The sequence below is a fragment of the Viscerimonas tarda genome, assembly GCF_054601255.1.
On the sequence record NZ_BAAHWV010000024.1, the window covers coordinates 1 to 20779 of the forward strand.

Annotated in this window: 16 protein-coding genes and 2 pseudogenes; 10 read left to right on the forward strand and 8 right to left on the reverse strand. The window is 44.3% G+C overall.

Going from position 1 to position 20779, the window contains the following annotated elements:
* From ACYPWY_RS10890 to ACYPWY_RS10905, 4 genes and pseudogenes are all read right to left on the reverse strand, one after another.
* Nucleotides 1-124 (reverse strand): annotated as a pseudogene (locus ACYPWY_RS10890) (sugar kinase); the annotation flags it as partial.
* A gap of 43 nt (nucleotides 125-167) precedes the next feature.
* Nucleotides 168-1574 carry a glucuronate isomerase gene (gene uxaC / locus ACYPWY_RS10895; RefSeq protein ID WP_459685558.1) on the reverse strand — a complete coding sequence of 469 codons (1407 nt, stop codon included), beginning with the start codon at nucleotides 1572-1574 and terminating at the stop codon, nucleotides 168-170.
* 9 nt (nucleotides 1575-1583) lie between these two features.
* Nucleotides 1584-2819, reverse strand: coding sequence for a DUF4861 family protein (locus ACYPWY_RS10900; protein WP_459685559.1), 1236 nt, complete (start codon nucleotides 2817-2819; stop codon nucleotides 1584-1586).
* Between the two features lie 169 nt (nucleotides 2820-2988).
* On the reverse strand, nucleotides 2989-5001 hold the full coding sequence (locus ACYPWY_RS10905) for an AAA family ATPase (RefSeq protein WP_459685560.1): 2013 nt from the start codon (nucleotides 4999-5001) through the stop codon (nucleotides 2989-2991).
* A gap of 423 nt (nucleotides 5002-5424) precedes the next feature.
* On the opposite strand from ACYPWY_RS10905, the gene ACYPWY_RS10910 reads away from it, so the two are divergent.
* From ACYPWY_RS10910 to ACYPWY_RS10930, 5 genes and pseudogenes are all read left to right on the forward strand, one after another.
* On the forward strand, nucleotides 5425-6078 hold the full coding sequence (locus ACYPWY_RS10910; RefSeq protein WP_459685561.1) for an ABC transporter ATP-binding protein: 654 nt from the start codon (nucleotides 5425-5427) through the stop codon (nucleotides 6076-6078).
* A gap of 20 nt (nucleotides 6079-6098) precedes the next feature.
* Nucleotides 6099-8198: a dipeptidyl-peptidase Dpp5 gene (locus ACYPWY_RS10915; protein WP_459685562.1), complete on the forward strand. Its 2100-nt coding sequence runs from the start codon at nucleotides 6099-6101 to the stop codon at nucleotides 8196-8198.
* 7 nt (nucleotides 8199-8205) lie between these two features.
* Nucleotides 8206-8376 (forward strand): hypothetical protein, encoded by a 171-nt coding sequence (locus tag ACYPWY_RS10920; protein ID WP_459685563.1) that lies wholly within the window; start codon nucleotides 8206-8208, stop codon nucleotides 8374-8376.
* Nucleotides 8301-8564: pseudogene (locus ACYPWY_RS10925) on the forward strand (alpha-N-arabinofuranosidase); the annotation flags it as partial. The gene ACYPWY_RS10920 and the pseudogene ACYPWY_RS10925, both read left to right, overlap by 76 nt.
* 54 nt (nucleotides 8565-8618) lie before the next feature.
* Nucleotides 8619-8909 (forward strand): HU family DNA-binding protein, encoded by a 291-nt coding sequence (locus ACYPWY_RS10930; protein ID WP_459685564.1) that lies wholly within the window; start codon nucleotides 8619-8621, stop codon nucleotides 8907-8909.
* Between the two features lie 247 nt (nucleotides 8910-9156).
* Here ACYPWY_RS10930 and ACYPWY_RS10935 read toward each other — a convergent pair whose 3' ends face one another.
* Entirely contained in the window at nucleotides 9157-10191 is a 1035-nt protein-coding gene (locus ACYPWY_RS10935; RefSeq protein WP_459685565.1) for a radical SAM protein, read from the reverse strand.
* A 338-nt stretch (nucleotides 10192-10529) separates the two neighbouring features.
* Between ACYPWY_RS10935 and dprA the strand changes: the two genes are divergently transcribed.
* Nucleotides 10530-11642 (forward strand): DNA-processing protein DprA, encoded by a 1113-nt coding sequence (dprA, locus tag ACYPWY_RS10940; RefSeq protein WP_459685566.1) that lies wholly within the window; start codon nucleotides 10530-10532, stop codon nucleotides 11640-11642.
* A gap of 251 nt (nucleotides 11643-11893) precedes the next feature.
* Here dprA and ACYPWY_RS10945 read toward each other — a convergent pair whose 3' ends face one another.
* From ACYPWY_RS10945 to ACYPWY_RS10955, 3 genes are all read right to left on the reverse strand, one after another.
* Nucleotides 11894-12310, reverse strand: a complete 417-nt coding sequence (locus ACYPWY_RS10945; protein ID WP_459685567.1) for an RNA-binding S4 domain-containing protein — start codon at nucleotides 12308-12310, stop codon at nucleotides 11894-11896.
* Nucleotides 12311-12395: 85 nt separating this feature from the next.
* Complete coding sequence (locus ACYPWY_RS10950) at nucleotides 12396-13340, reverse strand: phosphoribosylaminoimidazolesuccinocarboxamide synthase (protein ID WP_459685568.1); 945 nt, start codon at nucleotides 13338-13340, stop codon at nucleotides 12396-12398.
* A gap of 19 nt (nucleotides 13341-13359) precedes the next feature.
* Nucleotides 13360-14322 carry a PhoH family protein gene (locus tag ACYPWY_RS10955; RefSeq protein WP_459685569.1) on the reverse strand — a complete coding sequence of 321 codons (963 nt, stop codon included), beginning with the start codon at nucleotides 14320-14322 and terminating at the stop codon, nucleotides 13360-13362.
* Nucleotides 14323-15353: 1031 nt separating this feature from the next.
* On the opposite strand from ACYPWY_RS10955, the gene ACYPWY_RS10960 reads away from it, so the two are divergent.
* From ACYPWY_RS10960 to ACYPWY_RS10975, 4 genes are all read left to right on the forward strand, one after another.
* Nucleotides 15354-16163 carry a glycogen/starch synthase gene (locus tag ACYPWY_RS10960; protein WP_459685570.1) on the forward strand — a complete coding sequence of 270 codons (810 nt, stop codon included), beginning with the start codon at nucleotides 15354-15356 and terminating at the stop codon, nucleotides 16161-16163.
* Nucleotides 16164-16386: 223 nt separating this feature from the next.
* Complete coding sequence (locus tag ACYPWY_RS10965; RefSeq protein WP_459685571.1) at nucleotides 16387-17814, forward strand: DUF4270 domain-containing protein; 1428 nt, start codon at nucleotides 16387-16389, stop codon at nucleotides 17812-17814.
* 117 nt (nucleotides 17815-17931) lie between these two features.
* Nucleotides 17932-19161 (forward strand): lipoprotein N-acyltransferase Lnb domain-containing protein, encoded by a 1230-nt coding sequence (locus ACYPWY_RS10970; RefSeq protein WP_459685572.1) that lies wholly within the window; start codon nucleotides 17932-17934, stop codon nucleotides 19159-19161.
* Nucleotides 19162-20751: an alkaline phosphatase family protein gene (locus ACYPWY_RS10975; protein ID WP_459685573.1), complete on the forward strand. Its 1590-nt coding sequence runs from the start codon at nucleotides 19162-19164 to the stop codon at nucleotides 20749-20751. It abuts the gene before it with no gap.
* Nucleotides 20752-20779 lie beyond the last annotated feature (28 nt).

The window sequence follows — 20779 nt, forward strand, 5'->3', positions numbered from 1 at the left end:
ATACGGCTACATTGGCTTCGCCACCGCCAAAAGTGGCATTCAAATTGTTCGACTGGATAAAACGTTGATAACCGGGCGTTGCCAATCGCAACATAATCTCTCCGAACGTTACTACTTTTTTCATTAAAATCAAGTGTTTGTTTATCTATTGTTAATATTAAATTTGCTTAAAAATTAAAGAAACGTTTCGCATTGAAATAAGAAACATTTTCGACCAATTGACCCAGGAAGTCTATTTCAGAGGCTGGTAGTAGGCCTTTTTCCACATCGTTGCCAATCAGGTTACACAAAATGCGGCGGAAATATTCGTGGCGAGGGTAGGACAAGAAACTGCGCGAGTCGGTCAACATCCCCACAAAACGGCTCAACAGACCCAGATTGGATAAAGAGTTCATCTGCGCTTCCATGCCTGTACGCTGGTCGAGGAACCACCAGCCCGAACCGAACTGAATTTTTCCGGCAACCGATCCGTCTTGGAAGTTACCTATCATTGTCGCAATCAGGTCGTTGTCGCGTGGATTCAGGTTGTAGATAATTGTTTTTGCCAGTTTGTTACCGGTATCCAGGCGGTTAAAGAATTTCGACATCGCCTTTGCTACGGTGAAATCGCCAATGGAATCGAAACCGGTATCGGGGCCTAATTGCTTGAACAAGCGGGTGTTGTTGTTGCGGATAGCGCCATAGTGGAATTGCTGTGTCCAGCCTTTTTCCCAGTCCATGATAGCGCCTTCGACCAATATGGCCGATTTGAACTTCAGAATTTCTTCCTTGCTCAGTTCTTTTCCGCCATACACCTTATTAAATATAGCGTCTATTTCGCTCTGGGTATAGTCTTCGGCATAAAACTCTTCAATTCCGTGGTCGGACAATTTACAGCCTACACTGGCGAAGAAATCGTGGCGTTTGCGAAGAGCGGCAATCAAATCGCTGAATTTACTGATAGTTACGCCCGAAACAGCCGACAATTTTTCTACATAAGCGCGGTAATCGGCAGGTACTTCAACGGCCATCGCCTTGTCGGGGCGCCAAGTTGGAAGCACTTTCACAGGGAAGCCTTCGTTTTTCAACGAGATATGATGCTCCAAGGTATCAACAGGGTCGTCAGTTGTACACACAGCCTCTACATTGTACTTTTTCATCAAGCCACGCGCCGAATATTCCGGTGTGCGCAATTTAGCCGTACACTCGTCATAAATTTCCTTTGCTGTTTGAGGATTCAATATTTTTTCAACGCCAAAAGCCGATTTTAGTTCCAGGTGTGTCCAGTGATACAAGGGGTTACGCATGGTGTAGGGAACCGTTTCGGCCCATTTTTCAAATTTTTCCCAATCAGTCGTATCTTTTCCTGTACAAAAACGTTCGTCTATACCATTTGTACGCATCGCACGCCATTTATAGTGGTCGCCTTCCAGCCATATCTGCCCCAGGTTATCGAATTTATGGTCATTCGCAATATATTCGGGAATCAGGTGGCAATGGTAGTCAATAATCGGTTGATTTTCAGCATGTTCATGGTAAAGTCGCTGAGCCGTTTCCGTTTCAAGGACAAAGTTGGAATCGAGGAATTTTTTCATGTTATTATATTATTTAATTGTTACTGATACATTGTTATTTAATCGGTTTAAAACTTCATCAATACAGCGTTGGAAGTCGCTTTTGGTAGCCACCGGTTCCAAATCCAGTTCCCATGCAGCCATAAAGTAATAGTCCACATAGCCTTTTTCGGGTTTCAGTACCACTACATGGTTCAATTTATCCTCGGTAAGTTCTTTCAGCTGTTTCGTTCTGTAAAAAACGGCCAATCCCGCCATATCCTTATTCAAACTTTGCTGGCCGAATGTAGCGATGTACGACCACTCGCCCTTAGCATCCGATTTGATAAGCTCCGCATTTTTATCTTTGATAATTCCGGTGGCAATATTATCTAATTGCTTGTCCACCAACAGTTCTATATGCGAAGCACGGCTACCTGCATCAATAGAAATCAGGGATTGCAAATCGCATTTCACGCCGTTGGCATTCCAGCCATAGTAAGTTGTCATCACCTGGGAACGAATTTTTCCATCGGCTTTGATGTAGCAGATTGTACTGTCTTCCTTGTCCACGCGGACAGCCTTTTCGCCGTTCCATACAGCGATAGAACCCAATCCGAGCGCATCGCCAACGGTTTGGTTATCCATTCCCCAAACGCTCATTTTATGGTAGTTATCATAGCCGTCAACGCCCACAAAAGGCAAAACGATGCCCGATGTTTTTTTCGCAAACACGTCAATACCATTGCGCCAGTCGAGGTAAAAGCGGAAGGCCACCTTATCGCTTTCCCAACCCGGCCCTTCGTATTTAATATAGTAGGCATGATCGGTAAATCCGTCCGGAAGACGCAGGTAGTTCGGTTTTACCCAAGCAAAATCGCCGACATATTGCACCCAATTGTGCTTGTCGGTTATCTTCGGCTCAAATTTTCCACCAATCTTGTGCGCCAATTCGGCATAAGTGCGTTTTGGGTATTCGGGAACCTCTCCGTTTTTGATAGAATAGCTCAGTTTTGAGTTGGCCTTAATCTGCGATACAGGGAATATGAGCGTGGTGTTTCCGCACACACCAGTTGCAATTTCAACAGGAACTTTTTCGCCTTGCTCACTAATAGCGATGTAATTGCCAAGCGCCAATTTCACTTTACCGACAGGTAATTCTACCGTATAATCGACAATGTCATTTGCCGACTTATTTACTATTTCCACTTTTTGGGCATAGCTTTTAGCCACAAAAAACGAAAACAGCATTACGACCACAATACTTAGATTTCTTTTGTTTTTCATTTCAAATAGTGTTTATTTTCAAACTGTTAGATATTATTTATTTATTCATTATCCTGTATTTTCCATCCAAATGAGGCAAGCCCGACTTTTCAAGTTCCAATATTAAGCATAAATTATGAGTTAATCATCCTATTTTTCCTGAAATTTACTTCATTTATACTAAAAAGCATCATACATCCGGGTTCTTGTTTCTGATTCCCTGTGCAACAAGCAGATGTTTTTCGGCCAATTCGGTGTTGCCAAGCGCGTTATAGCCTTCGGACAAATACTCGTGGCAAGCGGCATGATTGGGTTTCAGGGACGAAGCCTTTAACAAATCGTTCAAGGCCAACTCGGGATTTTTCATGGACAAGCGGTTTTTCCCTCTGTTGTACAAGGCTTTGAACAACATGGGGCTCAACAAAACAGCTTTGTTAAAGCAAACATCCGCCTCATAATAATCCGCTAAATCGTAATAAGTTACGCCTTTCCGCACCCAAGCATCCACATAATCGGGGTCGAGGTCGAGGGCTTTATTGAAATTGGCCAAGGCTGCCCGGTGGTCTTTGTACGACACGATGCACTCATTACCAAGCAGATAATATTCCTCGGCATATTTTTTCAGCGCATTTTTTTGTTCGAGCATCTTGTGGCGCAAGTCTTTGTTCTGCTCCTTCAGTTTACTGATCAGGCTGAGTTTCTTCCTGATATAACGCTTCGACAAGGGCTTTTCTATGTCGTAGCGCGCATGGATGGCCTTGAAAAAAGAATTGATGCAGTTTTCAAAATCCCCCTCATCATACTGTTGCACCGCCTGCGCATACAAATAATCGGCATCCGACTCCTTCAGCGCCTTATTTATCAGTTGCTGATTGTTGAATTGCTTGCTGAACTCAATAATTTCGGGGCGCACAAACACATCGGAGCGGGTAATCGTTTTTCGGAGCGTCATTCCCTCCAGCGAGGTGCAGCGACTAAGGGCAACGTAAGCCTGTCCACCCGCAAAAACGCCTCCGCTGAAATCAACAATCACCCTGTTGAAAGTCAAACCCTGGCTTTTGTGCACGGTTATCGCCCATGCCGGTTTTAGCGGCAACTGCGTAAATGTGCCTATAATTTCTTCTTCTATGCGCTTTTCGGCCTCGTTGTAGCGATAACGGTAATTCCGCCAGGTCTCCAGTTCCACAACTACCTCATTTCCATCCTCTTTCAGAACATACACATGATCCATATCGTCTATCTGCGACACAATACCCAGCGTTCCGTTTACCCAGCGGCGCGGCCATTGCAAGTCGTTTCGGATAAACATAACCTGTGCATGTTCTTTCAGCACCAGTTCTTTCGCAGTCGGCAGGCTCGATTCGGGGAAATCGCCTTCCACCTTGCCATAGCTGAAAAATTCGGGCGTTTTCAGTTCCGCCATTTTCCGGTCGTTGATGTGGTCAACATTGTCCCGCTTTGTGGCCAAAGTGATGTACATTTCGTCCTCCGATGGATTGAAAGAGGGGAAATGGCGCGTATTCAGCAGTTGCATATCCTTGGCCGCCACCACTCCCGTCCGTATATTGTCGAGGATGGAGATAAAAGTCCGGTCTGTTTGCCGGTATATTTTCGTAAATTCTATCGGGATAAGGTTCACCTCGCGAAAAACATTGGCCGAAAAGAAAAACGGATTGGGATAAAATTTATGGATAATCTCTCTCGAATCGCCATTGACCACCGGTTCCAACTGGAATATATCGCCCACGAACACCAGCTGTTTTCCCCCAAAAGGGAGGCGCATATTTCCCGAATAAACCCTCAGAATGCGATCGATACAATCAATCGTGTCGGCCCTGACCATGGAAATCTCGTCAATAATAATCAGCTCGACCTGTTGTATTATTTTCCGGCGCTCTTTATTATACTTGAAAAAATCGAAAATCCGTCCGCTGACCAAACTCAAATCAGGGTCGTCGGGAAGCATTGGGCGAAAGGGCAATTTGAAAAAGGAATGAATGGTAGAGCCGTTTGCATTGATGGCGGCAATACCGGTCGGCGCGAGAACCACCTGCTTTTTTGCGGTAGTGTCGCACAAATATTTCAGGAATGTCGATTTCCCCGTCCCAGCCTTTCCTGTCAGAAAAACCGATTGGGAGGTTTTATTGATTAAATCAAGCGCATCCTTAAATTCCTTATTCGATATGTCAATTGCAGGGTTCAATAATCCAATTTTGAAATGATGCACAAAAATACAATATATATGAGAACCGGGCAATCTTATCGGAGGGATTATCGGGGCAGACGCATGAAAAATTTTAGAACCACTATTACGAATGGGATTCCTCCCCAAGCCCCCCCACCCCCCGTAGGGGGGATTTCAAAAGCCTCCAAAAGCTTTTACCTTTTCCTTTCTCCTTTTGGAGAAAGGACCCGTAGGGGGATAGAGGCAGGGGAGGTTTGGAGGGGCTTCGCCGCCGCTTCCTACTCCCCTCTCCCCAAAAGAAGACAGTCATTCCGACCAAAGGGAGGAATCTCCTGCTCATATCAGCAACTTTACCGAAAGGCATAAGCCGTAAAATTTTCATACGTTTGCCCCGAACAGAAGCATAAAAGTTGTATTTTTGTTCAATTAAAGAAAATAAGCATGATAGAAATAAAAGACATCTCCAAAAGTTTCGGCGAATTGCAAGTACTGAAAGGTATAAACCTGACAGTCAATGCGCACGAAATCATATCTATAGTCGGGCCAAGCGGCGCCGGTAAAACCACCTTACTCCAGATAATAGGAACCTTGGACAAACCCGATCTGGGTTCCATAACCATAAACAACACGGATATTCTGAAACTTAAAGACCAAAAATTATCCGAATTTCGGAATAAAAATATCGGATTTGTTTTTCAGTTTCACCAGCTTTTGCCCGAATTTACTGCCCTCGAAAACGTGATGATTCCGGCTTTAATTGGCAAAACAAAGGATACGGAAGCAAAGAAAAAGGCCTCCGAACTACTTAACTTACTGGGACTTTCGTCTCGCAGCCATCACAAGCCCAACGAGCTTTCGGGAGGAGAAAAACAACGGGTGGCCGTGGCGCGCGCCTTAATCAACAATCCCTCAGTCGTGCTGGCCGATGAACCCTCGGGAAGTTTGGATACGGAAAACAAGGAGGAATTGCACCGGCTGTTCTTCGACCTCAGGGATAAGCTGGGACAAACATTCGTGATTGTTACCCACGACGAAAATCTGGCTAAACTCACCGACCGGACTATCCACATGAAAGATGGATTGATAATCAATTGAAGTTCAAAACCCTAACCACTATGAAAATAAAATATATTATGGCAATACTACTAAGTGCAGGTATGTTTTCCAGCTGTCCGAAGAGTAATACAACTGACGAAAACGAAGCGTTGATAGGTAAATCAACCATCCAAATACCCGGCGGCAAACTGACTCCCGAAGCCTTATACAGCTTTGGACGCATCACTGATGTGCAAGTATCGCCCGATAAAAGCAAAATAGTGTATGGCGTAACCTATGTCGGCATCGAACAGAATAAAACCAACCGCGAATTGTTTGTGATGAATATTGATGGCACAAACAAAACCCAAATAACCCAAACGCCCACCAGCGAAAACAGCGCCAATTGGGTTAAAAACGGCGCAAAGATAGCGTTCCTAAGCGCCGAAAGCGGCAGTTCGCAGATATGGGAGATGAATCAGGACGGAAGTTCGCGGACACAGATAAGCGATGTGGAAGGCGGCATAGATGGATTCAGTTACTCACCTGATAATAAGAAGATTCTATTCTACAAAAACATCAAATCGGGCAAACGGACATCGGATATATACCCCGATTTAGCCAAGGCATCGGGGCGGATTATTGAAGACTTGATGTACAAACATTGGTCGGAATGGATAGAGAATATCCCCCACCCTTTTGTTGCCGATTTCGACGGGGAAAAATTGAGCAACGTAAAAGACATCCTCGAGGGAGAACCCTACGAATGCCCGATGCTGCCCTTTGGAGGAATTGAGCAATTGGCTTGGAGCCGCGACAGCAGAACTATTGCTTATACCTGTCGCAAAAAAACAGGTCGCGACTATGCGCTGTCCACCAATTCGGATATTTATTTATATGACCTGGAAACAGGAAATACCAGAAATATTACCGAAGGCATGATGGGTTACGACACCAATCCGAAGTTTTCGCCCGACGGAGAATACATCGCCTGGCAAAGCATGGAACGGGAGGGATATGAGTCCGACAAAAACCGGCTATTCGTGCTCAATCTTTTAACAGGCGAAAAAAGGGACTTGACCACCTACTTCGACTACAATGTGGACAGCTTTTGTTGGGGTGAATCTTATAGTATTTATTTTGTAGCTAACCAATCAGGCGCCAGTCAATTGTTCCGGTTAGACGCCATAGCTCCCGTCACCGAAGACCACGTAATAAAAGAAACTGAAGGCGCCCACGATTATGTGTCGGTGGCCTGCGCCTACCCCTTGCTTGTAGGATTGCGCCAATCCTTGTCGGCGCCCAATGAAATATATACGGTACACCTCGACAAGGGCGTTCAAACCAACATTTCGCACGAAAACGATAATATATTGAACCAAATAACGATGGGCAAAGTGGAAGAGCGATGGATTCCAACCACCGATGGCAAGGAAATGCATACCTGGGTAGTCTATCCGCCGGATTTCGACCCCACGAAAAAATATCCGGCCATACTGTATTGCCAGGGAGGGCCACAAAGCACAGTCAGCCAGTTTTGGTCGTACCGCTGGAACCTCCAGATAATGGCCGCAAACGGATATATTATAGTAGCGCCCAATCGTAGAGGATTACCCGGATTCGGACAGGAATGGCTGGAACAAATCAGCGGCGATTACGGCGGACAAAACATGAAGGACTACCTGTCGGCCATAGATGCCGTATCAAAAGAGCCCTACGTTGACGAAAACAGATTGGGTTGCACAGGAGCCAGTTACGGCGGCTTTTCGGTATATTGGCTGGCCGGAAACCACGATAAACGGTTCAAGGCCTTCTTTGCACATGCCGGTATGTTCAATCTGGAAGCCGAATACCTCGAAACAGAAGAAATGTGGTTTGCCAACTGGGATTTAGGCGGATCGTTCTGGGATAGAAACAATTCCATAGCCCAACGCTCGTATGCCAATTCGCCCCACCGGTTTGTTGATAAATGGGATACCCCCATCATGATTTCCCACGGCGAACTGGATTACCGGATATTGGCTTCGCAAGGCATGATGGCTTTCAATGCCGCCAAACTGCGCGGAATCCCCAGCAGGATGCTTATCTATCCAAACGAAAACCATTGGATTTCGCAACCCCAGAACGGCATATTATTTCAACGGGAATTTTTCAGGTGGTTTGATGAGTGGTTGAAATAATATTTCAATGGAAGACATCAACGGCAAAGTAACCGACCATGGAGTCATACTGAAAGTCGAAGACATTGCTTGGGCAGGGCGGCAGTTATGGGATAGCGATACGGCGTTCCGCATTTGCTTTGTTACGCCATTGGCGATAACCCTTACGGACCGTTTACTTATCAGGGAGTTATCCTGACACCGGTTGTAGGCTGGACAACGCACCATGCCATTGTCAAGTTCAAGAGGAAGTGGTATCTGTTCCATCATGATTGCGTTCTTTCGGACGGAAAAACATGGTTGCGCAGCCTGAAAGTGGTGGAACTGGAGTATAACGAAGACGGAACGATAAAAACTATTGACGGAGGCGGAAATCAAACCCATTAATTTTTGGCAGGATAGTTCAGGAATAAATAAAAAATAGAATTTTTTAATGACGAGATGAATAAAAGGGACTTAATAATCGCGGCTTCCAAAAAATCGGGCATGACGCAATCTGCAATACAACAAAGTCTGGAAGCCATATTTGAATGCATGATTGAATCATTGGAGAAAGGGGAACAAATTGCCATTCAGAAATTCGGCATATTTTCAGTAAAGGAAAGGAACGAGCGCAATTCAATGATTCCATACACGGGAGAACATATTATCATCCCGCCGAGAAAAGCGGTTAAATTCAAGCTGACCCGACAATCGTCGCTCAATGAAAAAGGAAACTACAAGCGGATATGACTTGTAGTTTCTTATTCATGTATCTCCCTATGACAGTTGCATTTTCCCAATTCAAGTGTAGGTAGGCTATAATATTCGGAAAATAGTTATTATAAGTCTTTTATAATAGAAACAAGGACTGTCCATTATACGGACAGCCTCAAGTATCGTGTATAAGGAGATTGCAGGTCGGGGCTCGCAATGACAAATATGGGCAACGCGAGTGTTGCCCATATATTATTCTCATTGGCATATTATTCACATTATTCTAAGTAACCTCGTAATTTAAATGGGCTTTTCTCTTGTCCAGATTCTTATTGTTGCGGAACAGGGCCAGGAATAAGGTTTTTGCTACTTTTTTTCGCTTGCTGTAACTGTTGAAGGTATCCACCTCCAGGTTAAAGTCCGGTTTCCAGCAAAAAGCGGGGTCGATGTAGCAGTACGAATAGCCGAAAATAACGCCGTTATTGTTTGTATCTTCGGGAGCCAGCAGTTGCTTTTTGGAGGGCGCCATGCAGGTGATATTCCGTACAATAGCTTCTTCCTTTACTTTTCGTATCACCTCTTCGTATTTCTCAGCCAGTTTAGAATGATCGAAGTTAGCGTATTCCGACTTTCCAATGTTCTGAATAGGGCGGAGTTGCAGAATATCAAGCTTCACAAGCCCGAACCGCTCGAAAAAGTAAACCAGCTCATCCAAATTCTGTTCGTTTATCGTATAATTGATTCGAAGCTTGAAGTTGTATTTTTCTTTGGCAGCCGTCAATTGCTTGAGCATTTCGCAAAACCGGTCATAATTGGCATTGGTCATAAAATATTCGTAGGTCTCCTTCACAACCCCGTGCATCGACAGCGTAATTTCGTCCAGACCCGCATCCAGACAGGCAACAATCAATTCCTCATTCAGCAACAAACCGTTGGTCGTTATCGAAACGTAGGGAACATGCTGTTTTTTTGCCAATGAAATTATATCGGGCATTTTTTTGTACAAGGTCGGTTCGGCCCCGCAGCCTATTTGCAGTTTCAACGCCCTGGAAAAGAAAGCTTTCGCTATTTGCTCAAGCTGTTCATCGCTGAGGATGCCTTTCAAAGTTTTTCGCTTTTCTTCGTCGCTGAAGTAACACATTTTGCAGCGCAGATTGCAGGCTAAAACCGGGTCGAGAAAAATTCCCAGATAGCGTTTATTGGTGATATGCATCAGATACAAAGCCAGCAATTTCAGGCGCGGGCTATTTATCTTGTTAAACTTTTTAATCAAGGTATAGACATTCATAATAGAAGAAATAGTGTTTATCCAAGTCAAATTTAAGCAAAAAATCCTTATCTCGAAAATTCGGACGTTTTTTTGTCAGGGCAAAGGTATGAAAAATTTAGTACTACCGTTACGAAAGAGATTCCTCCCTTTGGTCGGAATGACTCGCCTGTTAGTGGTTTAAGGGGGTAGGACGCGGCGGCTTCGCCGCCGCGTCCTACCCCCCCCTCTCCCAAAAAGGAGACCGTCATTCCGACCAAAGGGAGGAATCTCCTGCTCATATCAGCAACTTTACCGACAGGCATAAGCAGAAAGATTTTTCATGTGTTTGCCCTAAATTTGTAATGCATCGAGAAACTGTTTAAGCAGATTCTGGTTATATTTGCAGCATGAATGAGGAGTCAAATTTATTGTACCGGATAGCCTTGACAAAAATCAATGGCGTTGGAGATGTTATCGCCCGAAATTTGTTGAATATTGTCGGCGACGAGGAGGCTGTTTTTAAGTCCAGTAAAAAGTCGTTGATGAAGATACAAAATATTTCGCACAAGCTCGTTGATGAAATATTGGACGCCAATGTCCTCCGCCGGGCCGAAGAGGAATTGAAATTTGTAGAAAAGAACAAAATACAAGCGCTTTTCATTCGGGACGAGGCTTATCCTCTGCGGCTGAAAGATTGTACCGACGCCCCTATCCTACTCTATTACAAGGGAAATACCGACCTGAATGCACAACGCATTATCAGCATTGTCGGCACCCGAAAATCCACCGATTACGGAAGTCGGTTCTGCGAAGATTTTCTGCACAACATGGCCTCCTACTTCCCCGAAGCGTTGATTGTCAGCGGACTGGCCTATGGCATCGACATACAGGCGCATAAATTGTCGCTGATGGAAAAACTGCCCACCATTGGCGTTCTGGCGCATGGTCTGGACAGGATATACCCGCAGGTACACCGGAAAATAGCCGTCGAAATGCTGGAGAATGGCGGATTGCTGACCGAATTCTCCAGCAAAACCGAGCCGGACAAGCACAATTTTGTCAGAAGAAACCGGATAGTAGCCGGAATGGCCGATGCCGTGATTGTAGTGGAATCGGGAGCCAAAGGAGGCGCATTAATCACCGCCGAAATAGCCAATTCGTACAATAAAGAGGTGTTTGCCGTTCCGGGAAGGGTTACCGACCCCTCTTCCATAGGTTGCAACACTCTGATTTCCGATAATAAGGCGCTAATACTTCAGAGTACCGAACATTTCATTCAGCAAATGAACTGGGCGGGCAACAAAAAGACCGTTACCCCCAGACAACAAAGCCTGTTCCTCGACCTGAACACCGAAGAGCAAGCCATATACGATGCATTAACCGGTTGCGAAAACAAACACGTCAACCAGCTGGCCATTGAGATTGGAATCCCCGTAACTCAACTATTCTTCACCTTGCTCGATATGGAAATGAAAAACATTATCAAGCCATTGCCGGGCGGGGTTTACCGGTTGAACTGATGTGCTGATATGCTGATATGCTAATGTGCTGATGTGCTAATGTGAATAATGTAGGGTTGTGGCGTGCCACGACTATTTTTATTTCTGTCATTGCGGGATCCGACCCGCAATCTCCTGAGCGCGAGTAAACCTCCCAGATTTTGTTTCATACTCGGGAGATTGCGGGTCAAGCCCGCAATGACAGTCAGTTTCTTTGTCGCTTCGCGCCAATTATTCTCATTAGCATATTAGCATATCGGCACATTAGCACATCATTCCTCTTCGTCAAAATCAAATTCATCGAAGAACGAAGTGTCGGCAAAATCTTCCAGTTCGCGCCGGTCTTTTTTGGTGGGGCGACCGGTTCCGCGGGCGCGGTCGATAAATCCGCCGACTTTTGTCATTTCGAGTATCTGGTATTCGGAGGCAGGGGTAACATCGACCATGTATTCGGGCACAAGCTTGGCGCCCATTCTTTTCCCTGTCAATGCCAAGACCTTAAACGAATAGGTAACCGGCGATTTTCGTATCTGAATAACATCCCCCACTTTAACTGTCCTCGAGGGTTTTACCTGCATGTTTTGCATCATCACGCGCCCTTTTTTGCACGTTTCTATCGCCAACGAGCGGGTTTTGAACAAACGTACCGCCCATAGCCATTTATCTATCCTGACTTCTTGGTTACTCATAATATAAAAAACAGCCCCAGCCCAGCCCCTCCAACCTCCCCGTAGGGGAGGCTCTGGATCCCCCCTACGGGGGACGGGGGGGCTGTTATTTTTTCAAATACTCATTTACATTCTTTTCAATCCTTGAGGCTACATTGCTTATGTCGGCCTTAACAAAGGGTTCGCCTACAATTTTTTCGTACAGTTCGATGTACCTGTCGGATACCGATTTGCAATAATCCGGCGTCATTACAGGCGCTTGTTGTCCGGTTTTTCCATGGAAGCCGTTATCCATCAACCATTTGCGCACAAATTCTTTCGATAGTTGGCGTTGCTCCTGATCTTGGTCGAACAACTGCTGATAGGTATCGGCATAGAAATAGCGCGAGGAATCGGGCGTATGGATTTCGTCAATCAGGTAAATTTTCCCGTCCTTTTTTCCAAACTCGTACTTGGTATCTACCAGTATCAAGCCTTTTTGCGCCGCTATCTCCGTTCCTCTTTGGAAGAGCGCGCAGGTATATTTTTCCAGTTGTTCGTATTCCGCTTCCGGCACCAATCCCTGAGCGATAATTTCTTTTTTCGAGATGTTTTCGTCATGCCCTTCATCGGCTTTGGTGGTCGGCGTAATGATGGGCGTTGGGAACTTTTGGTTTTCTTTCATTCCGTCCGGCAGCGGCACACCGCACAGGCTGCGTGCACCCGCCTTGTATTCGCGCCACGCACTTCCGGTCAAATATCCGCGGATAACCATTTCCACCTTGTAGGGTTCGCAACGGAGGCCAACGGTTACCATGGGGTCGGGAGCGAATAATTTCCAGTTGGGCAGTATATCGGCTGTGGCATCCAGAAATTTAGCGGCAATCTGGTTCAACACCTGCCCTTTGTAGGGAATTCCCTGAGGAAGTATTACATCAAATGCCGATATGCGGTCGGTGGCAATCATCACCAACAGGTCTTTCCCGATGGAATATACATCGCGCACTTTTCCGTGATATACGTTTGTTTGGCCGGGAAAATTGTAATTTGTATTTACTAATGTCTCGTTCATTGTTGTCAATGGTTTTATGTTATAATTTTTTTTGATTATGCTTTTCTTTTTTATCCTCTTTGTCGTAAGCCTCCACAATGCTTTGTACCAGCCTGTGGCGCACTATATCTTTCGCATTGAATTCAATTCTCTCGATGCCTTTTACGCCTTTCAGCACCTGCAAGGCATGTTTCAAGCCCGAAAGTTGAGAGGGTGGAAGGTCGATTTGGGTTACATCGCCCGTAATTATCATTTTCGCATTCATCCCAAGGCGGGTCATAAACATTTTTATCTGGTTCACCGAGGTGTTCTGCGCTTCGTCGAGAATAATCACCGCATCGTTCAGCGTCCGTCCCCGCATAAAGGCCAGGGGCGCAATTTGTACCACCTTGTTTTCGATGTATTCCTTCAACTTAGAGGCCGGAATCATGTCTTCCAGTGCATCGTAGAGCGGTTGCAGGTAAGGATCGACCTTATCCTTCATATCGCCGGGGAGGAAGCCCAGTTTTTCGCCCGCTTCCACCGCAGGCCGGCTGAGTATAATCCGTCTCACCTGTTTGCTTTTCAGGGCTTTTACGGCCAGGGCAATGGCTATGTAGGTTTTTCCGGTTCCGGCGGGACCTAAAGCAAAGACCAGGTCGTTTTTCTGAAAAGCCTGCACAAATTTTTGCTGGTTTTCGTTCCGCGCCAAAATAGGCTTTCCATTCAACCCGAAAATAATGAGATTATCCTCCTTAATTGTGTTGGGCGATTTTCCCTTCACGATGTCGATAATATTTTCTTCCGAAAGTGCATTGTGGTCGGCGCAAAACTGCTCCAGTTCGCGCGCTTTTTCTTCAAAAAAAGGCAATTCCTCCACATTGCCCATTGCCTTGATTACATTTCCTCTGGCAACGATTTTCAGCTTGGGGAAAAGCGTTTTTATCAATTGCAGATTGCTATTATTAATTCCGAAGAATATAACAGGATCAACATTATTAAGTATAATAACTTGCTCTATCATTTAATATATAAATCATCCGTTTTAGTACGCAAATATAGGTATTCTTTTTAAAATAGCTGAAAATAGGGAAGGTATTTGCAGGAAAATCTCTGTTACGCCAAGTTAAGGCTGAAAGCCTTTGATAACCCAGCCCAATGCAGCGCATTGGGTTAAGGGCGGGGACATGCGTTGTCGGGCTGTAAGCTGGGGTGGCATAAATCGGGGTATCTTCATAAAAAAAGTACCATCCTTAAAAATATGTTGACTGTAAATAGCTTACAGTCAATTAAAGAATCAAAGAATCCCGTTAGGGATTACCGCTCGGTAGAAAACAGTATGATGCCGAATTATCCCGCATTCCGCAGGAATGCATCCCCAAATAGCCAACAGGATACATTCCTACGGAATGTGTAAGGCTATACTGCGCTGATTTTTCTACCGGGCGAATCATTCCTAACGGAATGAAAGCAGCGACTTTGTAGCTTTGTGCTTTTGCGTATCTTTTTTCTCACAAAATGTGCAAAGAGCACAAAAAATAATGGTTACATGCTGTTTCTTTGAAAAATTACTGCTTATGCCTTTCGGTAAAGTTGCTGATATGAGCAGGAGATTCCTCCCTTTGGTCGGAATGACTGTCTCCTTTTGAGGAGAGGGGATGAGGAAGTGGCGGCTTCGCCGCCACTTCCTCATCCCTTAAACCACCAATAGCGAGTCATTCCGACCAAAGGGAGGAATCTCATCCGTAATAGCGCTTCTAAATTTTTTCAGGTTTGCCTTGAAGGTATTTGCAGCTTCGTTGTTGTTCTAAATTAACACAGAATATAAATTTTATATACTTTATTTTCAGCATTTTAAAAATCATAAAATAAATATATTCTGTATTTTCCGTGTATTCTGTGTACTAATTTTGATATTTTAATGCAACCCTCCACCATGTTAATTAGCGTCAAAGTCTGCCATTTATCAGATAATTCAGAAATTTGTCATCTAAAGTTTGCAAAAAAGACGGATTTTTTTTATTATCTTTGCACTCAATTAGTTTTAAGTATAAAATGAGCGCTAAAAAAGTTTTATTCATTGCACAGGAAATTTATCCTTACCTGCCCGAATCGATAATTTCAACAAACTGTAGATACTTACCGCAAGCCATCCAAGAAAAAGGCAAAGAAATCAGAGCATTCATGCCCAAGTTCGGAAACATTAACGAAAGACGTAATCAGCTACATGAGGTCATCCGCTTGTCGGGGATGAACCTTATTATAGACGATTCCGATCATCCGCTGATTATTAAAGTTGCTTCGATACAGGCCGCCCGGATGCAGGTTTACTTTATCGACAACGACGATTTTTTCAACCGGAAATCGACTATAAGCGATGACGAAGGGATAGAGTTTGACGACAATGACGAAAGAAGTATATTTTATGTGAGAGGGGTACTCGAAACCATAAAAAAGCTTCGTTGGATACCGGATATTATCCATTGCCACGGTTGGATGACGGCGTTGACACCCTTATACATAAAAACGGCTTTTGCCGACGACCCCTGTTTTAAAAACACCAAAATTGTATATTCATTATACAACGATGAATTTAAAACCCCGTTCAAGGAAAAATTTGCTTCCAAACTGAAGCTGGCCGGTATTAAAGAACACGAAATTAAAGAATTGAAGGACGAAGTTGACTATGTGAAACTAACCAATTTCGCCATAAAATATGCGGATGCAGTTATTCAGAGCGAAGAAACCATAAACAGCGATGTGTTGGACTATGTGGCTCAATCTCAGAAGAGTTTTCTCCCCTATCAGGAAGGTGAAATATCCGAGACTGCCCATGCAATAAACGAATTTTATAACGCACTGTGATTTGCTAAAAAAAAAGAAAAATGTATCTATGTTTTCACCGATACATTTTTTTTTTAGATATTTGAGCCCGATAAAATAATTAGTCGATGTGCTGATATGCTAATGTGTCAATGTGCTCATAAAAATGAAGCGCAAAGACCAACGGCGCAAAGAAATAATAAAGAAACGTAGCGGCTTAGCGTTTAGAATAGTTGCTAATTAACTCTTGTAACTCGTAACTAAAATGAAATTATACATACTGGGATTTGTACTTGTTTTGACGGCGGTTTTTGCCGTATCGTGCGACGATGACGTTAACTCCATTGGCGGAGATATTCAACCGGGAAGCGATGAAATTCTGATAATTACCGACACGGTGAATGTATCGGCGCGAACCATCCTGATGAATGATATATATGCCCGATCGACTTCTGCCATTCTGGGTAAATACGAAGACCCCTTGTTCGGAACAATCAAGTCGGAGTATCTTTTTGAGTTTAAAGGCGCCGACAATCTGATATTCGGAAATATAAACATACGCAAAGAAAATTTATTCATTGATGTGGATTCGGTGCAGCTGGCCGTTACTTTTCTCGAATATACGGGAGACTCGCTGGCTCCCATGGGCGTATCGGCATACGAGCTGACATCCCCGCTGAAAAGGGATTTTTATACGAATGTCGATCCCAGGAGCTATTGTAATATGACAAAGCCGTTGGGCCAAAAAACATACACAATAGACCAATCTAAACTATATACCTCGATAAGTACCGGCGAATCGTTCCGCACACTGACCATAGATGTTGATACGCTTATTGGCCGAAAGTTTGTAAATGAATACCTGAAAGATTATGGTACAGCGGCACAGGCAAAATTCGATACCTTCAGCAACACAGACAAGCTTCGCCAATTTTTCCCGGGCGTTTATATGGCAAGTACTTTTGGGTCGGGGAGCTTGATTAATGTAAATATTTCGGCCTTGAATATATATTACACCTACAACTACCCTGCTGGAAACCACGATGGTACGGCAGATACAATCATGCACGATGTATTCAGGCTGGTGGTAACACCCGAGGTTATCCAATTGAATAGCATTCAGAATTCGTTTCCCAATCCGAATCCCTTGCTGACCGACCCTGATGCCGTTTATCTGAAAACACCGGCGGGTGTTTGCACCGAAGTGCAGTTTCCGCTTCAGGATATAGTGCGAAAAATGGATGCCCTTGGTAGCGAAAAGGTAATCGTGAATTCGGGTAAATTTATATTGAATGGCTATAGCGAAAAAGAATCGGCTTTGAAATACGACTTTGGAAGACCTGGTTCGGTACTGCTAATAGAGAAAGATTCGCTGAACGACTTTTTCCTGAATCCGCAAAAAAGAAAGCCTGATAACAAAACAAGCTTTTACGCATCGTGGAATTCAACGACCAATTCGTGCAGCTTTACAAGCCTGGCCAATTTGATTACGGCATACAGGGAAAAAATAAAAAATGGTCTCAACCACGACCCCTATTTTGTTATCCTGCCCGTTGAAGTGGATGCAATACAGTCATCTACTACCGGAACCGTATCTATCCGGCAGGTTTTCAACTACATGAAACCGTCCACATCTGTTATCCGAAGCGGTGGTAATAATATGAGGTTCAGCTATATACTATCGTTGTATTAGTGGATATAAAATAAAAAGCATAAAAATAAAACCGTGTTTCGTTTACCATTGAAATACGGTTTTTAGTTTACGAAATAAGTTACGTTTATAAAACAAAATCGCTTGACTTCGTAGAATATGATACGGAAAATACTCATCAGTTTTATTATAGGGCTTACCGGCATTACCGGAATGCAAGCCCAATCCATACTGTTGTCCGATTCGGCGCAAATCAGTTTATTGACCAACAGCCCATGGTATGGCGCATCATACACCGTCTTTGGCCATACGGCTATCCGCGTGAATGATAAGGCTTATGCGCTTGATTGCGTTTTCAATTACGGAATATTCGATTTCAACAAGCCCAATTTCACTTTCCGTTTTATGAAAGGCGAAACGGATTACATGGTGGCAGGCTACCCGTTTGAGTATTATCTCGAAGAATATAAAACGAGAGGGGTTGCCTCGTACGAGCAGAGGCTGAACCTGACGCAACAGGAAAAACAAGCTATATGGGATGCCTTGTACGTCAATGCATTACCAGCCAATAGGGAATACCGCTACAACTTCTTTTTCGACAATTGCGCTACACGTCCCCGCGATATTATTGAGAAAAATATCAACGGACACATAAAATATGCTGCCGAAGATGAGCTGCTTGTCAGAAAACGCCAAACATTCAGGGATTTGGTGCACGAATGTACATCGCCAGACCCTTGGCTCCGATTCAGTATCGACCTGCTGATTGGTACCGGTGCGGACAGGGAAGCCACAGTGCGCGAAAAAATGTTTTTACCCTTGTACCTGAAACAAGCTTGCGACCACGCCGTTATTGTATCGGAAGACGGTACGGAACGCAAACTAGTCGCTAAAGAAGTCCTGATTACCGAAGCTGGGGAAACAAATGAAAACGGCGCTAAGCCAACCAACTATCCGTTTATAGCGGGAATTGTATTGCTGCTTATAACATTTGCCGTCTCTGTTCTTTCTTTCCGAAATCGTTGCTTGCCGGGCAAGGTTTTTGACGTAGTATTGTTTGCCGTAATGGGTCTATTGGGCTGTATAATTGCATTTTTGGTGTTCTTTTCGGAGCATCCGGCAACCAGTCCGAACTGGAATTTGGTGTGGTTGAACCCGCTTCAGTTGATAATAGCGATTTTAATTCCCGTAAAATACTTTTCAAAGGCGGTATATTACTATCATTTTATTAACTTTGTGTGCTTAAGTTTGTTTTTGCTGTTCAGATGGCTTATTCCGCAGCATTTTGAGGCAAGCTTCAGCCCTTTTGTTTTTGCATTGTATTTACGTTCCGGTACGAATTTTGTACAGAGTAAATTAAATAAGAAAAGTTTGACTTTCAAAAAATAAATGATAAAGATAATAACATCGCTTGTTGCTGTACTAACGGTTGTTTCGGCCCAATCCCAGACAAGCTTTAAGGAAACCCCGAAGTTGGTGGTCGGTATTACAATCGATCAACTGAGGGGCGATTATCTTGAACTGTTTCAACATACATTTACCGAAAAAGGCTTCAAACGCCTGTTGAACGAAGGATTGGTGTATCAGAACATGACCTTCGACTTCCCCAACATAAACAGTCCGGCAGCCATAGCCACCATCTATACCGGTGCAAATCCCTTTTATCACGGCATTATAAGCGATAAAAAAATTTCACCCGAAAGAGCCAACGAAGTCCCGTTCTTCAACGACGATGCTTTTCTGGGGAACTATACGCAAGACAAGTTGTCGCCCACAGCCTTAAAAGTTTCGACCATCGCCGACGAATTGAAACTGGCATCACATGGCTTTTCGGATGTGTATTCTTTTGCGCCCGATGCTTCGCAAGCCTTAACAACGGCAGGTCATGCCGCCAATTGCGCCTATTGGGTGGACGATTACACCGGCAAATGGGCAACAAGTACCTTCTACAAAGACTTTCACTGGGTGGTGGACAAAGAAAACCGCAGCGGAACTTTTTCGGGCTATGTAGGCTCGTTATCGTGGAAACCCGTACTCTCCATAGAAAACTACAAAGCCTTTCCCTACACCACAAACAGGGCTGCTTTCCAACATTTGTTCAATTCGTATATGCTGGTGAAGAAAACACCTTTGGTCAACGAGCAAGTGCGGAATACGAGCATGCAACTGCTGGAAAAAGCCGAAATGGGAAAACGGACGAATCCTGACTTTTTGGCATTGACTTTCTATCTGGGAAACTACCCCAAATCAATAGACAAAACTTATTCGCTCGAAATACAGGATGCATACGCCCGGCTGGACAGAGAATTAGGCCTGCTGCTGGATAACATAGACAAGCTTGTCGGACTAAAAAACACCCTGATATTTGTTACCTCCACCGGCTATTACGATAGCGAAGAGATATATCCCGATGGGCTGAAAATGCCGGGTGGCGTGTTCTATACCAATCGCTGCGAAGCCTTGCTGAACATGTATCTGATGGCCATTTACGGCAAGGAACAATGGGTAGAAAAGCTATACAACAAACAAATATACCTCAACCGGAAACTCATTAAGGAGAAGAACCTGAACTTGGAAGAGGTTCAGAACAAAGCCGCCGAATTTGTTGTTCAATTTACCGGCGTACAAGATGTGGCGACCTCCATTCAGCTACTGAACGGACGGGCGAATGACAATATGACACGCTACAAAAACATCCTGAACAAAGATGTTTGCGGAGATATATTCATCGAAATTCAGCCCGGTTACAAAATTATAAACGAACAGGAGCGCGTTACACAGGAAAAACGGGAACGGGAAACGGCGACCACTGCCCCGGCCATCTTCTTCGGCAATGGAATAAAAGCCGAAAAAGTGAAACGGACGATAAAAGCCACCGAAATAGCCCCAACCGTAAGCCATATTCTACGGATACGCTCGCCGAATGCCGCCAAATCGCAGGCGCTGCCCGAATTTTTATCGCCGGCAGCCGGTATATAAGTAATTAGAAAACAAAAATAACCTATAA